The organism is Seohaeicola saemankumensis, from assembly GCF_042678485.1.
GTDB lineage: Bacteria > Pseudomonadota > Alphaproteobacteria > Rhodobacterales > Rhodobacteraceae > Seohaeicola > Seohaeicola saemankumensis.
This window is the reverse complement of sequence record NZ_JBHTKR010000002.1, coordinates 405,501-420,331: the sequence shown is the minus strand read 5'-3', so window position 1 is coordinate 420,331 and position 14,831 is coordinate 405,501. Positions and strand designations below refer to the sequence as shown.

General features: G+C 62.1%; 12 protein-coding genes. 7 read left to right on the top strand and 5 right to left on the bottom strand.

Annotated elements, in window-relative coordinates; genetic code table 11:
* The first annotated feature begins 117 nt into the window (after positions 1 to 117).
* The 6 genes from ACFQ3C_RS05875 (at position 118) to ACFQ3C_RS05850 (ending at position 8,650) form a co-directional block, all read left to right on the top strand.
* A complete protein-coding gene (locus tag ACFQ3C_RS05875; RefSeq protein WP_380789560.1) occupies positions 118 to 4,599 on the top strand; it encodes a PAS domain S-box protein in 4,482 nt (1,493 codons plus the stop codon).
* 165 nt (positions 4,600 to 4,764) lie between these two features.
* The gene (locus ACFQ3C_RS05870) at positions 4,765 to 5,184 is read left to right on the top strand and encodes a response regulator (protein WP_380789559.1); all 420 of its coding nucleotides are present in this window, start codon (positions 4,765 to 4,767) and stop codon (positions 5,182 to 5,184) included.
* Positions 5,185 to 5,266: 82 nt separating this feature from the next.
* Positions 5,267 to 6,232, top strand: a complete 966-nt coding sequence (locus tag ACFQ3C_RS05865; protein ID WP_380789558.1) for a response regulator — start codon at positions 5,267 to 5,269, stop codon at positions 6,230 to 6,232.
* A gap of 4 nt (positions 6,233 to 6,236) precedes the next feature.
* A complete protein-coding gene (locus ACFQ3C_RS05860; RefSeq protein WP_380789557.1) occupies positions 6,237 to 6,587 on the top strand; it encodes an Hpt domain-containing protein in 351 nt (116 codons plus the stop codon).
* Positions 6,588 to 7,266: 679 nt separating this feature from the next.
* Entirely contained in the window at positions 7,267 to 8,157 is an 891-nt protein-coding gene (locus ACFQ3C_RS05855; RefSeq protein ID WP_380789555.1) for a hypothetical protein, read from the top strand.
* Positions 8,158 to 8,311: 154 nt separating this feature from the next.
* The gene (locus ACFQ3C_RS05850) at positions 8,312 to 8,650 is read left to right on the top strand and encodes a hypothetical protein (RefSeq protein WP_380789553.1); all 339 of its coding nucleotides are present in this window, start codon (positions 8,312 to 8,314) and stop codon (positions 8,648 to 8,650) included.
* A 43-nt stretch (positions 8,651 to 8,693) separates the two neighbouring features.
* Here ACFQ3C_RS05850 and ACFQ3C_RS05845 read toward each other — a convergent pair whose 3' ends face one another.
* The 4 genes from ACFQ3C_RS05845 to ACFQ3C_RS05830 form a co-directional block, all read right to left on the bottom strand.
* Positions 8,694 to 9,308, bottom strand: coding sequence for a transglutaminase-like cysteine peptidase (locus ACFQ3C_RS05845; RefSeq protein WP_380789551.1), 615 nt, complete (start codon positions 9,306 to 9,308; stop codon positions 8,694 to 8,696).
* A 395-nt stretch (positions 9,309 to 9,703) separates the two neighbouring features.
* On the bottom strand, positions 9,704 to 10,450 hold the full coding sequence (locus ACFQ3C_RS05840; RefSeq protein ID WP_380789550.1) for a maleate cis-trans isomerase family protein: 747 nt from the start codon (positions 10,448 to 10,450) through the stop codon (positions 9,704 to 9,706).
* On the bottom strand, positions 10,450 to 11,613 hold the full coding sequence (locus ACFQ3C_RS05835; RefSeq protein ID WP_380789549.1) for a M24 family metallopeptidase: 1,164 nt from the start codon (positions 11,611 to 11,613) through the stop codon (positions 10,450 to 10,452). Before ACFQ3C_RS05835 ends, ACFQ3C_RS05840 begins: the two co-directional genes overlap by 1 nt.
* Positions 11,606 to 12,664 (bottom strand): pyridoxal-phosphate dependent enzyme, encoded by a 1,059-nt coding sequence (locus ACFQ3C_RS05830; protein ID WP_380789548.1) that lies wholly within the window; start codon positions 12,662 to 12,664, stop codon positions 11,606 to 11,608. Before ACFQ3C_RS05830 ends, ACFQ3C_RS05835 begins: the two co-directional genes overlap by 8 nt.
* A gap of 168 nt (positions 12,665 to 12,832) precedes the next feature.
* Here ACFQ3C_RS05830 and ACFQ3C_RS05825 point away from each other — a divergent pair, with 168 nt between their 5' ends.
* Positions 12,833 to 13,291 (top strand): Lrp/AsnC family transcriptional regulator, encoded by a 459-nt coding sequence (locus ACFQ3C_RS05825; RefSeq protein WP_380789547.1) that lies wholly within the window; start codon positions 12,833 to 12,835, stop codon positions 13,289 to 13,291.
* Positions 13,292 to 13,325: 34 nt separating this feature from the next.
* On the opposite strand, the gene ACFQ3C_RS05820 is transcribed toward ACFQ3C_RS05825, so the two are convergent.
* Complete coding sequence (locus ACFQ3C_RS05820; RefSeq protein WP_380789546.1) at positions 13,326 to 14,597, bottom strand: methyltransferase family protein; 1,272 nt, start codon at positions 14,595 to 14,597, stop codon at positions 13,326 to 13,328.
* Between the last annotated feature and the right edge of the window lie 234 nt (positions 14,598 to 14,831).

The window sequence follows — 14,831 nt, the reverse complement described above, 5'->3', positions numbered from 1 at the left end:
AAGACCTCCGGGCGCGCAGGGCATAGGGCCTCTGCCGCATCGTCGGGCAGGACAAGGCCGGGGCACGTATCTTGGCCGCCACATATGCCTGATCCGGTCCGGTCAAGAGGAACAGGCGTGAAGCAGGATACTTTTTTGATCTCGTGTCTGAGCGAGCTGGTGCGGACCCCCGCATCAGAGCTTGATGATACGATCACGAAAATGCTGGGTCGCATTGGCGCGATGTGCCAGGCGGATCGGGCCTATGTCTTCCTGTTCCGGTCAGACGACATCATGGACAAGACGCATGAATGGGTCGCCGATGGCGTGACTCCCATGCGGCAGCTTCTGCAGAATCAGCCGACATCGCTTCTGTCATCCAGGCGCGACTCGCTGGACCGCGACGAGGTCGTCCACATTCCCGCGGCCAGGGATTTGCCCGATACGGACCCGTGCAAGGCCCAGCTGGAGATGCAGGACATCCTGTCGATACTGATGGTGCCGATCCAGGACAACGGCAGACTTGTCGGCTTTGCGGGTCTTGACCGCACGCAGCAGGAAGCCCCCTTCCAAGAGGAACAGATCCAGCTGCTGCGCGCCGTGGGTGATGTCATCCAGTCCTCGCTGATGCGCCGCCAGTCGTTCATCGACCTGGAACAGACCAAGCAAAAACTGGAACAGACGCTTGCCGCCCTGCCCGACCTGCTGCTTGAGGTCGACATGGACGGTGTCTATCGCGCGGCGCGGCACAATCGTGCAACCGGCTGGTTCGTGGACCCGCAATCGATGATCGGCAAGACCCTGGAAGAGGTACTGCGCCCCGACATCGCCGCCGAACACCGCCGCATGATGGCGCAGGTCACCAGTGACAAGGCCATCACCGGGGTCGAGCAACTGCTGGAACCGGACAACCAGGACACCTGGGTAGAGGTCTCGGTCTCGCGCCGCGAAGGGACGACGGATGACGATCAGGGCGGGTACATCTTCCTGATCCGCGACATCAGCGAGCGCAAGGCGCGCGAAGCAGAGCTGGCCGTGGCCCGGGCGCGGCTTGACGCGACTTCGGCCGAAAGGGACACGGCCGCATCGCGGCTGAGTGACATATCCGGGATCAGCGATGACTGGCTGTGGGAACAGGACCAGGATGGCCGCTATACCTATATCTCGCAAAACGTGTCGCGCTACGGGGTGCAGCCCGAACAGGTGATCGGGCGGAAACGCGACGACCTTCTCGAGATCCTCGGCGTGGCCCCCGACGATCCGGGCTATCTGCAGATCAGCGCGAAGATGAAAGCGCGCGAGCCGTTTCGCGACCTGGTTTACAAAGCGCGTCATCACGATGGAAGCCCGGCCTTTTTCCGCTTCAGCGCCTCGCCGGTCTGGGCGGCCGATGGCACGTTCACCGGGTATCGCGGGGTTGGATCGGATGTGACCGACCTGCGCCTGCGCGAGGAGGCCGCCCTTGAGGCTGCGGGCAGGTTCGAGGCGATCATGTCCGCGATGCCCGATCTGCTGCTCGAACTGGACGAGAACGCTTGCTATACCGGCTTCGTCGCCGGGCCCGAGCATCTGCGCGTTCCGGTCGAGGGCACGCTGGAAGGCCGCTCGGTGGACGAGGTGTTGCCGCCCGCCACGGCAAAGGTCGCGCGCGACATTCTGGAACGCGTGCTGCAGGTCGGCCGGATCGACGGTGTACGCTATCCGCTCGAGATCGCCGGCGAGCGCCGCATCTTCGAGGTCGCAGCCACGCGCAAGGATTCCTCGCTGCCCGGTGGCCGGCCGACCGCGATCCTGCTGATCCGCGATGTCACCAATGACACCGCGCAGCGCGAAGAACTGATGAAGATGGGCAAGATCGTCGAAGCCATGACCAATTTCGTGGTCGTGCTGGACCGCGATCGGCATATCGTCTGGTTCAACCGGGCCTTTGCCGAGAAAAGCGGCTGGTCGCTGGACGAAGTGCGGGGCATGCGCTTTCGGGATCTGGTGCGTTGCCCCGAAAGCGATCCCGAAACGGCTGACGCCCTTGACGTGGCGCTGGACAACAATCAGCCCTTCCGCGGCGAAACGGTCAACCAGGACCGCCACGGCAACCGCTATGTCATTGATTTCAACGTGCAGCCGCTGTTCGGCATAGACGGCACTTTGCAGGGCTATGTGACGGTCGAGACCGACATCACCGAGCATAAGCGCCAGCGCGTCGAGGTCGCGCGCCTGGCCGCCGAGGCGAACGCGATGCGCCAGAGACTTGAGAACGCGCTGAATGCCCTGCCCGACAGCGTGATCATCTTTGATTCCGAAGATCGTCTGGTCATCGCCAATGACGCCTATCGGAAGATGTTCAAGCCGATGGAACCCGCCCTGGTCGATGCGGCAAAACTGGAAGACATCCTGCGTCACGGATTGACGACGGGCACATTGCCGGGGGGCGGCCCCGGCGCGGATCTCGAAAAGATCCTGGCAGATCGGATGCGGATCTACGCCCAACCACGGTTCGCGGATGAGGTGCAACTCCCCGATGGGCGCTGGGTCAGGCGGATCAATGTACGCACCTCGGACGGGGGCTGCATCACCGTGGCCATCGACATCACCGACCGGCGCAACGAGATCAAGGCGCTTGATGCCGCCAATGCCGAACTGACCAGCGCGCTGGCTGAACGCGATATCGTCGAAAAGCAGCTGACCAAGGTCATGGAAGGCGCCGCGATCGGCACCTGGGAATGGAACGAGACCCTGCACAGGCTGACCGTCGCCGGTCAATGGCGCCAGATCCTGGGCTATGGCGAAGCGGACATGCCGCCGCTGGATCTGTGGAGTTTCCGCAAGCTGGTGCACCCGGACGATCTGAAAGTCTTCGACACGATCAGCCAGGTGCATGACGATAACGCCACCGCCCTGTCGGAAAGCGAATTCCGCATGCGGCACAAGGATGGCCATTGGGTCTGGGTGCTGTCGCGCAGCCAGATCACCCAGTTCGCGGCCGACGGCAGCCCCGAGATCATCGGGGGCGTGCATCTGAACATCTCGGACCGCAAGAAGCTGGAACAGGATCTGGAAGCCGGCAAGACCTTCCTGGAACAGGTCATGGATGCCAGTATCGCCGCAATCGTGGTCATGGACGGCGATGGCCAGATCATCTACGCCAACTCCGAGGCAGAGCGGATCCTGCGCCTGACGCGGGACGAGATCACCGGCCTGACCTATAACGCGCCCAGGTGGAGGTCGACCCGCCTGGATGGCTCGCCCATCCCGGACGAGGAGTTGCCATTCTCGCTGGCCGTCGCCCAGGGATCCGCGGTGCGCGATGTCCGCTTTGCCATTCAATGGGATGACGGCACAAGGCGTTGCCTTTCGGTCAATGCCATCGCCATTCGCGGCGAGAATGACGAATTGCGCGTCGTCACATCGTTCAATGACATCACGGAAGAACTGGCCGCCACCACGCGTCTCGAACAGGCGCGCGCGCAGGCGGAAGGGGCCAGCCGGTCCAAGTCCATGTTCCTTGCCAACATGAGCCACGAGATCCGCACGCCCTTGAACGGTGTTCTGGGCATGGCCGAAGTGCTGGAAGGCATGCTGACCGAGGATCGCCAGCGCCGGATGATCGGCACGATCCGCAATTCGGGCGAAACGCTGCTGAGCATCCTGAACGACATCCTTGACATGTCGAAGATCGAAGCCGGCAAGATGGAGCTTGAGCAGGTTCCCTTTGTGATTGATGACGTGGCACAGTCCGTGCAGGCCCTCAACGCGATCCGGGCCGAAGAAAAGGGGCTGGAATTCCGCGTCCACACGAATAGCGGCTGCGCCCTGCCCCTTCTGGGCGATCCGCACCGGATCAGCCAGATCCTGAACAACCTGCTGCATAACGCGATCAAGTTCACCGAACGCGGCCGGGTCACGCTGACGATGCAATGCCAGCCGGGCAGCCCGCTCGAGATTGTTGTCAGCGATACAGGCATGGGCATGACCCAGGTGCAGATCGCGCGCATGCTGGAAAGTTTCGAACAGGCCGATGGCAGCATCACGCGGCGCTTTGGCGGCACGGGCCTTGGCATGTCCATCGTCAAGCAACTGGTGGGCCTGATGCAGGGCGATATCTCGGTCGAAAGCACCCCTGGCGAAGGCACGGCGATCCGGGTGTTGCTACCCCTGCCCGCCGCCGAACCGGTGGATCCGCTTCTGGAAGGCGCAAACAGCATCGCGCAAGAGCAACCGGTCAATCTGGGGCATATGCGCGTGCTAGTCGCGGATGACAGCCAGACCAACCGCCTGGTGATCGAGGAGATGCTGGCAGATAGCGGGATCAGCATCGCGATGGTGGAAAACGGCCGCGAGGCGGTGGACATCTGGACCGCCAGCCTGGCGCGCGGTCAGGCCTTTGACATCGTGCTGATGGATATCTCGATGCCGGTTCTGGACGGTGTCAGCGCCGTGGCCGAAATCCGCGACCACGAGGATGCGACAGGGGCGAACCCGGTCCCGATCATCGCGGTGACCGCCAATGCCATGCCGCACCAGGTCGCCGATTACCTGATCGCCGGGTTCGATACGCATCTGGCGAAACCCTTCAAGCGGGCCGAGCTGCTGCACGCGATAACGACCCTGACCACAGGTTGAAAAAGGGGCTGCGACTCGCGTCCTTAGGGGTTATCTTTGCCACATCGGCAAGAAAGGGTTCACAAAGACCCTATCAATTTCTTTTTTTTGCCAGATAAAGTTGTTTAAATTATCGAACGAGAGCGGAAAACCCGCTTTGTGCCTGTAATATGGCGAGCTTCAATTGTGAAGGTCGATACGCTTGTGATGAAATTCAGGATACTTTTGGCAGAAGATGACGAGGTGACCCAGCAGATCGTGAGATCATTGCTGAGCGACTTCGTCGAAATCGACCTGACTGTCGCAGCGAACGGGCGACAGGCGCTTGAACTGGCGCTGATGCAGGATTTCGACCTGATGATCTTCGACCAGAACATGCCTTTCATCAATGGAGACAGGGTGATCCGGCACCTCAGGGCCGGGAATTCCGCAAATCGCGACACCAAGGTGATCAGGTTCACCGCCGAGGCGGAAATCCTGAAGCAACCCGCCACGGGAAGCACCGCAGATGTCATCATGCCGAAGCCGATCCGCGGTGCTGAGTTTATTTCCGTAATCAGCGGCATCATGGGGCGCCCTCGTGAGGTCGAAATTAGCACCGCATAGGTTGAAAAATGAACTGAATTCGCCCTACTCTCGACATATTCGACGGCCAATTTGCGATGAAAGAATTGAGAGGATAGGCAGGATGAAAGACCTTCGAATACTCGCCGTCGATGACGATCGCGCGTTTCAGATGGTGCTTCAGGGCACCCTGGCGCAGCTGGGCTATAACGATGTGACAAGTGTGCCCTCGGCATCTGCGGCATTGAAGGTCATCCGCAACAGCCCGCAATTGTTCGACGGCTTCCTTCTGGACATCGAAATGCCCGAAGTGGACGGTGTCGAACTTTGCCGCCGCATTCGTGCCATGTCTGTCTATCGCAAGACGCCGATCATCATGGTGACCTCGCTTGCCGACAAGAAATATGTCGATAGCGCCTTTGCCGCGGGCGCCACCGACTATTTCACCAAACCCCTGGACGAGATCGAACTGCGCGCGCGGCTTCAGGTCATGCGCCAGCTGGTCGATGAACGCCAACGTGCCCTTGACCTGCTGGACGAGCTGAAGTCCTGGTCCGACCTGCCGAAATCCAACATCAAGTTCGACGCCCCCCTGTCGGTGATCAGCGCCAGTTGGATGGTCGAATATCTGGCGATGCAGAACCACCTGCTGACCCTGAACCGCCTGCAGCTTTTCGGTCACGCCGCGATGGGCTTTGCCGTGACCAACGCATCCGAGGCGTTCCGCCTGACCGATCACGTCGGCTATATCGACTACCTCGCAAATGTGGCGACCGTGATCGCAGAGGCGTTGAAGACCTCGCCCTTCAGCATGGCCCATGCCGGCCAGGGCGATTTCGTCGTGCTCACGAACCGTACTGCCGTCAGCGACCCCAAAAGCCTGCAAGACGAGGTGCGCGACGGCGTCGCAAGCTACCAGAAGCTTTACAACAGCCTGGGCCTGCCCACCCCGCTGATCCAGGTCGGACGGCCGGTTTCGGCCAGCATCTTCAGCCAGCGGGCCGAAGTATCGTCGCTTCTCGACCGCGCCCGCATGTCGGCGCAGATCGGGATCGAGGATGGACAGAACGCGCAGAAACAGTGGAACTGATGCGATGAACCTGAGCGCCTCCAAACAACTGCCCGCAGGCTTGCCAGAGGTGCTGCGTGCGGCGCATGACGTTTTCATCAATCTCACAACAGACCGCATCCTGCAGATCGAGGCGCTGACCGTCGCCATCGGCAAAGGCGAAGAGCCGGGCCCCGCGGTGACCGAGATCGCGCAGATCGCCCACAAGATCGCAGGCGTCGCGGGAACACTGGGATACCCTGAGGTCGGCGACATGGCGCGGTCGATCGAGCAGCGTCTCAAGGCCGATATCGGCGCCGGGGCGCCGCTGCAGAACTGGGACACGATCGGCCCCGCGATCGAGGACCTTCTGGATGCGATGGAAGACCTGATCTGATCTGATTGCCTGACCGCCGGCGCCAAGCGCCGGCCACATGCCGTCTGGGCACCGCCCGCAGCACGGGATCAACGCGGCGTCAAAAATGTCTACCCCAAGATATATATTTTTGATCATCAATGGTGTCAGAACGCCAAAATCCTGACATCGACCCATGCCTTCGAATAGTGAGTCTCTCCCTCAATTCACCACACAACTTTATCACCAGCCTGCGTTCAGTGGGATGATTTCGCAGTTTTGGTCGTATTGAACGCCCTTCCGAAACAATATATTCGTCTTTTACGTGTAAATTGAGACCCTGCGACACCAGCCGCAAATGGGGCGAGAAGCGGGATAAAAATGGCGCGGCGTTAACGGTTAAAGTGTCAGAATCGACCTCCTTAACCTCGGCCGAAGGTTCGCACATCAGCGACACCCGACCTCAAACTGTTGAATATATTTGTTTTATTCTCAGGCAGGTCCCGACCGACCCGCCTCAGGCCAAGGCCGCAACAACACGATAAGGTTGTCTACTTATTGTCGTAATCCCTTCGATTTACGGTATCATTACGGCAACGGCGGCCTTTTTTCAGTCACATTTCATTTTCCAATACCTAATCTTATTGATAGGTTGATGCCTTGAGAGATGGGGGCGCGTCTCAGGAGCATTGGCTCCAGATATTTGATAGGAGTGAAACAGATGTTCACGACACAAAAAAGTTTCATAGGTTTCATGTGCTCTGGCAGCTTGCTGACAATCATTGCGGCCTGTGCTCAACCACAGCCTGTGCCGATTGTCGCGGATGCGTATTATAGCAAGTACTCGGCCGCACAAGCCGAACGCAACGGTGTCGAATTCTGCGATTTGACCGTTGAAGACTTCACGCCGGAGGTTGTGGCCAGCATCCGCAGCAATCCGAACTACGAACGGAACCTGGCGATCTGGCTGGAACAGTGCCCGGAATTGGCGCTTGCCTTCGCTGACTTCGGCACCGCGTCGATCGGGGATCCTGCAGCAGCAAGCGCCTTGGGTGGCGAAGCGGAATTCGGCGGTGGCGGCATCAACGGCAGCAGCGGTAGCAGCAGCAGCGGTGGCGATAGCAGCGGCGGTAGCAGCAGCGGTGGCAGCAGCAGCAGCAGCGGCGGTAGCAGCAGCAGCAGCGGTAGCAGCAGCAGCGGTAGCAGCAGCGGTAGCGGTAGCAGCGGTAGCAGCAGCGGTAGCGGTAGCAGCGGTAGCAGCAGCGGTAGCAGCGGTAGCAGCAGCGGCAGCAGCAGCGGCAACAACGGCAGTAGCGGCAGCAGCAGCGGCAACAACGGCAGCAGCGGCAGCAGCAGCGGCAACAACGGCAGCAGCGGCAGCAGCAGCGGCAGCAGCGGCGGCAGCAACAGCGGCGGCGGCGGCAAGGACGGCGGCGGCAGCAACAGCGGCGGCAACGGTGGCGGCAACAGCGGCGGCGGCGGCAAGGACGGCGGCGGCGGCAACGGTGGCGGCGGCGGCAAGGGTAGCGACAGCAACAACGGTGGCGGAAACGGCTCCGAAGGGTCCAGCCCCAGCGAAAATGGTAACAACGACGAAGGTTCTGCTGGCTGATCGCGCATCACCTGGCGCATGGGACTTCATACACTCTGCCCGGATCGGCTGTTCATGATGATCGGCCGATCCGGCCTCAACCGCGCCACATAAGGCTGGGTTCACGGCCAGGCTGTCCTGACCAGGCCGACAAATTGCAAGAAGCGATAGTGAAATGACATCCAGACGGTTCCACACACAGCCCGGCGCGATGGTCGAACAGGTGTTTCTTGCTGCGGGACTGACCGTGGTACTGATGTCCCCCCAGGCCAGCGCGCAGGTGACCGATCCCACAGGGATAAAGCGTGCCTTCCTGGATCGTTATCTGGAATGCGCGGAAGCCCCTGATGCCGGGGCCCGACTGGATTGCTATGACCTTCTGCTGCTGGATATCCCGGCCTGGCTTGACGATGCGGCGGATCAGCCGCTTTTTTCGTCGCCAACCGGGATCGACCGCGCCGTTCAGACCTCGGATAGGCGTGAGGGCTGCGAAGGGCGCGGCACGGCCGACTGACGCCGGACATGACCGGCAGGGGTCATCCTGCAGGGAAGCCGGTTCAGCGGGACGGTTCGAAAGGCACGGATGACCGGGCTGATGACGCCGTTGACAGGACCGCCGCAGGAGCTGCCACAGCGGCAGCCACGGGGGTTGCCCGCTGGACAAGACGCGGTGTTGCCACAGCGGTGTCGTTGCGCAGGATCCCACCATCAATGACGGCCGTCCAGCGCGACGGGTTGGCCGGATCCTGCATGCGCAAATAGGTATATCCGGTCTGACGCCAGTGCAGCACCTCATCGCGCAGGTTATCCAGCACGAAATCGCCATGGACGGTACGCATGATCAGCACGGCATGGGCATTGCGGTTGCGGTCAAGGGCGGTCGAGATCAGCAACATCTGCGGATCGATCCCGGCCTCGATCAAGCGCTTTTTCTTGATCAGGGCGAAATCCTCGCAATCACCGCCCCGCCCTGTCGGCAAGGCCCAATATTCGGCACGTCCGTATTGCCCCTGATCCGAGATCGAGCTGACCTGCCGGTTGATCTGCCGGTTCATCCGGATCGCCAGATCCAGATCAGGTCCCGCGATCGGGGTCGGCGCGCTGGACCTTGAACAGGCCCAACCATAACGCGCGCACAGGTTCTTGGCGCCTGCCGGCGATGAGACGGTCATCCGGGCCGTCAGAAAATGATCCGAGGCGGCCTTTGCCGGCCCTGCCCCTGCAAAAAGAGTGCATGCGGCCACCAGCATTGCTGCCGCAGCCCCGGCCTTCGCAAGGGGGCCCCGCGCGCGGCCATTGGCTCTGACATGAAGTCGGCTTGCCCGATCGTTCATTCTCTGCTCCTCGACGGCTCGGATCATCCGAGGCTCTGATCTGAGCCTGCCGACCGAACTTGGCAAAGATCAGGCCAGAGTTGGGTCTTTTCCGTCCTCTTGCAAAAAAGCGGGCGGTGTCCTGCCGAATTCTGCCACAGTTGCGCGAAACAACGCCCAAAGCGCCGCATTCCCGTCGGAATTGACGCTTGCACTTCGGGACTTTGCTGCGGAAGGGGCGGCGCCTGGGCGGATCAGCGGCCCGGCGCGAATATCCGGCCCGGCGCCTGGCGTCCGGCATCGATTCCTGCCAGTTTCGCCATGTGCCAGCACAGCACCTGGTTGGATGACAGGACCGGCAGGCCCAGTTCGGCCTCGAGCGTGGGTATGATGTCCAGTGTTCGCAGATTGGTGCAGGACAGAAACAGGCCGTCCAGCGCAGTATCACGCGCAAGATCGCGCGCCGCATCCGCGATCGAGACCGGATCGATCCGGGCGACGCGCGCCTCGACCTCTTCGCCGAAGGATACGGTTGCGGGCACGTTTATCCCGCCGGTCTCGAAGGCGCGGCGGATCGGCCCTGCAACGGATGCCACATAAGGCGACACGATGCCGACCTGTCGCAGCCCAAGCGCGTCGATCGCGGCAAGGGCGGCGGTCAGGGGATCGGTGACGGCGCGGGTTTGCACGGCCTGCGCCACCAGCGCATGCACGCGCGCGGCCCCGATCAGCGTGGTGCCAGATGTACAGGCATAGCCGACGGCATCGAAATGGGCCGCGGGCGGCAACAGTGCTGCGGCCGGGGCCAGTTCAGCCTCCATCCCGGCAATTGTATCAGGCGTCAATTCCGCGCCCGATGGCACGCGGCTGACATGCAACTTGACCTGTTCCGGTGCAAGAAGGCGGCGAAAATCCTGTTCAATCGTTTCGTCGACCTGCAGCACGATCAACCCCAGGGTGGGGGTGTGCCCAGTCGTCAGCCGATAGGGATAGCCCGACATCACAGGATCTCCGGCAGGTCATGCGGCGCGCGCGGCGACAGCAATTCACACCCATCGGCCCGCAGGACGATGTTTTCTTCATGCACCATGATACGTCCATCCGCGGTGGCGGCGCCGGGTTCCAGCGTCAGAACCATCCCTTCGCGCAGTTCGGTTCTGTCCAGGGGCGTGAATGAAGGCCATTCGGTCAGCGTGACACCCAACCCATGCCCCAGCCGCCCTGCCCCCGGTGTCGCGCCCCGGCGCGTCAGCCCGTCGCACAGCATCCGATGGGCATCACAGGCCAGCATGCCGGGGCGCAGGGCCTGCAACACATCCTCGGTCGCCTGCCAGAGCGCGGCATGGGTGCGGCGCGCCAGATCCGAGGCGGCGCCAATGGCAAAATTGCGGTCGAAATCGCAGAAATACCCTTCGCGCACCGCGCCAGTGTCCAGCATCAGAACATCCCCGTCCTGCAAAGGCTGCGCGCCAGCGGGCGAGATGACATCGCCATAGCCATCCGGCCCGGCCCCGCCCGCGACATAGCTGACCCAATCGGCCCCTTCCCGGAGCAGAAGCACCTGAAAGTCGCGAAACACGACGTCAAGGCCGCGCCCCCGCCGCGCGATCTGCGGCACGGCGTCGAAGGCACGGCCGGCAATCACGCAACTGGCCCGGATCTTGGCAATCTCGGCGGCGGATTTGACCTCGCGCACATGTTGCACGACGCCTGTGGCATCCGCGAAGCGGCGCGGCGCAAGCCTGCGGCACAGGTCGGCGTAATCGCCAAGCGGCATCCGCAGATGCGTCTCAAGCCCCATCGGCAGGCCGATGCAGCCCTGTTCGGCCACCAGATCCCCCAGCACATCCGCCAGCAGACTGATCCCGTCGTCGCGCGGATCGGGCGCATCCCAGGTCCGGATCTGCGGCATCCAGGTGCGCGCCATCAGCGCCTCGCCGATGGCGGGGATCACGGCAACCGGATCGCCGCTGCGCGGGATCACGACGAACCAGGGCCGCGCCGGGCTTTCCCAGAAGCGGGTCAGAAATCCCGTGACATAGAAGATATCAGCCGGGGCCGTCAAAAACAGTGCGTCCATGCCCGCTCGCGCAATTTCCTGCTGCAATCTTGCGGTGCGGTCGCGGTATTCTTGCGCGGGGAAGATCAACGATCGGTCAGCCATCCTCGCGCCCCTCGCTGAGGATCGCAAGCACCCGCGCGCGGCGCCCAAGGTCAAGCCCCGCCAGCAAGGCAGACAACCCCGCCCCGCCGGAGGGTGTGGTCGCAAGCCCGTGGTCGGCCAGGATCGCCGCACCGGTGGCGGCCTCGTCATCGCTGATGGTCACGAAAAGATCGGCATCGCGCGACAGCCCCTTCAGCGCGATCATCGACGCGGTCTTGCAATCCAGCCGCCCCATGTTGGATACGGGCCCCGTGCTGTCCACCAGATGACCGGCGCGAATGCTGTCGATCAGCGCCGGGGCGGCGGCGGGTTCGACCACGATGATCTGTGGTGCATCCCCCCATCTGGCGCGGGCAAGTGCGGCCACCGCGGCGGCCATGCCACCAACGCCTGCCTGCAACAGGATGTGGCTGGGCGGCGCGTCGATCTGATCCGCAGCCTCATCGGCCAGTTGCAGATAGCCTTCCATCACCAGCAAAGGCAGTTCGGTATAGCCCGGCCATGAGCTGTCAGACAGCAGGGTCCAGCCCTGCGCGCGCGCGGCGCGTTCGGCGGCGGCCATGCTGTCCTCGTAGGTGGCGCCTTCGCGCATGACCTTCGCGCCTTTCGCCTCAAGCCGGGCGGCAAAGGCCTGTGGCACGGTTTCGGCCAGGTAGATGATCGCGCGGGCACCGAACAAACGGGCGGCGGCCGCGACGGACAGCCCATGATTGCCCGCGCTGGCCGTGACATAACTGCGGTCTGTCAATGCCCTGTCCCACCGGTCGCCCTGCACCGCGGCGGCGGCCTGCCGCGCGATGGCATGTGCGGCCCCGAGGGCCTTGAAACTGCCAAGCCCCATGCGCCCGCGCTCGTCCTTGACATGCAGCTTTGCGACACCCGCGCGCGTGGCAAGCGCAGGGCAATCGCGCAGCGGCGTCGGGGCATGGGCGGGACAAAGGGCCAGAAGCCGCGCCACGGCGCGTGCATCGGCGTGGGGCCATGGCGCATCGATCGCAAGACCCTGCCCGCGCCAGGGGTTGTCGCATCGGTCGATCATGGTTGCCCTCATCACTGCGCCTGTCTGCCTGCCAGCCTAGCGCAGGGCGGCAGGCCATTCCCGGAAACTAATCCCCGATGCAGGCCGGAAATCGGCGCGCGGCGGGCCTGATTGGCAAAAAACCGGCCCACAGCATGACCGGGGCTTCGCCGTGGTCGGATTTTACGCCATGCTGCGGGCATGGACAGATTCGATGGCCTTATTCTTGATGCCTTGCAGGACAACGCGCGCCTGACCGCCGAGGCGCTGGCCCCCATGGTTGGCCTCTCGCCCGATGCCTGCCGCAAACGGCTGGCAAAACTGCGCGCCTCGGGCGTGATCGAGGCCGAGATCGCCATCCTGCGGCCAGATCGCGTGGGTCGCGGGCTGATCCTGATCGTCGAGGTCACCTTGCAGAACGAGCGCATGGCCGATCTTGACCGTTTCAAGGCGCGCATGCAGGCCGCACCAGAGGTCATGCAATGCTACTATGTCACGGGAAACGCTGATTTCTTTCTGATCATTTCCGCGCGCGACATGGCCGATTACGAGGATTTCACGCGCCGCTATTTCTTTGCCGAGGACAATGTCCTGCGGTTTCGCACCAGTGCCGTGATGGACCGGGTCAAGACGGGCTTTGCCATGCCTGTCAGCCCGTGATCCCGGTCCGGTCCCGCGCCCTCAGCCGCCCAGCTCAGACCTTGTAGCCGACCCAGCCCATATAGGGGATGCGGGGTACCCAGCTGAAGATTCCATATTTTTCGATCCAGCGGGCATAGGCAACATAGTCAGGGTCCTGCGACAGATGCCGTTCCTCGGTCTTGGCGCGCAGGAAATAGATGCCGCTGACGCAGGCCAGCAGCAGGCAATTCCTGATCGCGGTTTCCGGCGCGCCGTCGCCCGGAATGAAGGGGATCGAAATCAGCCACCACGATATGTTCTTGAAAACGTAGGCGGGGTGCTTGGTCCATCTGTAGGGACCGCTGGTGATGATGCCGCGATGGGTCAGGTTCGAGAACCGGCATCCGAATTGCGCTGATGCATAGATATAGACGCTCAGGCACATCAGGATCAGCATGCCCCAGACACGATAGAGAACCGGATCGTCCCAAAGCCAGGCGCCCCATTGCCAATCCGTGTCGTAGTTCAGATAGCTTCCGGAGACGAAGTCCCAGATCGGGGCATAGCACATCAGGCAGACGATCCAGCCAAGCGCCGTAGGTTCAGCCGATCTGATATGGGTATCCAGCGGCCGGAAGGTCGTGGCATATCCGATCGTCGCAATGCTGAGGTCGTAGAAGAACGCAAGCGTATAGAGACATCCGTAAAGCGCCACGAAATCCTCGACCGCGTTGAAATCGTAGCGCATGAACGTGTCCAGCGACCCGCAGAAATACCCGAACATCAGCGGCAGGAAGAACCCCTTGATGATCCAGCCGCGCATGTGGCCCCAGGCGACAGCCCGGTCAACCTGGCCCCAATTCAGCGTCACGATCTGCCCGATGTGCCAATACCCGTCCTTCGGAGATTTCTGGTACATGTCCACGATCAGGATATAGGGCAGCGCCAGGATCGCCACGGGCAAGATCAGCCTTTGCGCCAGTGAAATGAACTGCTGGTAATTGTCGTTCTGATAGACGGGAAAGATCGCGTAAAGCAGCGCGATGATCCCGAAGGTCGCGTAAAGGCCCAGAACCTTCGTCAATCCGCGTCGCAGCGAGAGGTCGGGGCGCGCATAATCCATCCCGGTCGAAGCGCGCCGATGCACCTTGTAGACCAGGACATCCACCGCGAATATCGTGACGACCATGCTGCCCAGGACAAACAGGGCAGATGGCACGATATGGTCGAAGGGTCGGTAGAGATAGACAATGGCGCAGGTCGTGGTGAAAGACACCACACTGGCCCATGCAACGCCGGCTGATGTTACCGATTTCGGAATCTGCTCCGCGTCCACGTCAGGCATCCTGTCTTCCCCGCTCGTTTATCCGTTACACCCAGGTTCCTGGCGATCGATGGCCTGCCTCGGAAGATGGGTCGCTGACCGGACCTCCGGGAAGACGATATCATGGCCTTTCTCGTGCCTCGGGCATTCGCCGGAAGGGGCACACAAGGGCTAACTCGGATCACCTTGTAAATGGAACACGCTCGATCACGCCTGCAACATCACCCGCAACTGGGCATCACACAGCACCATACC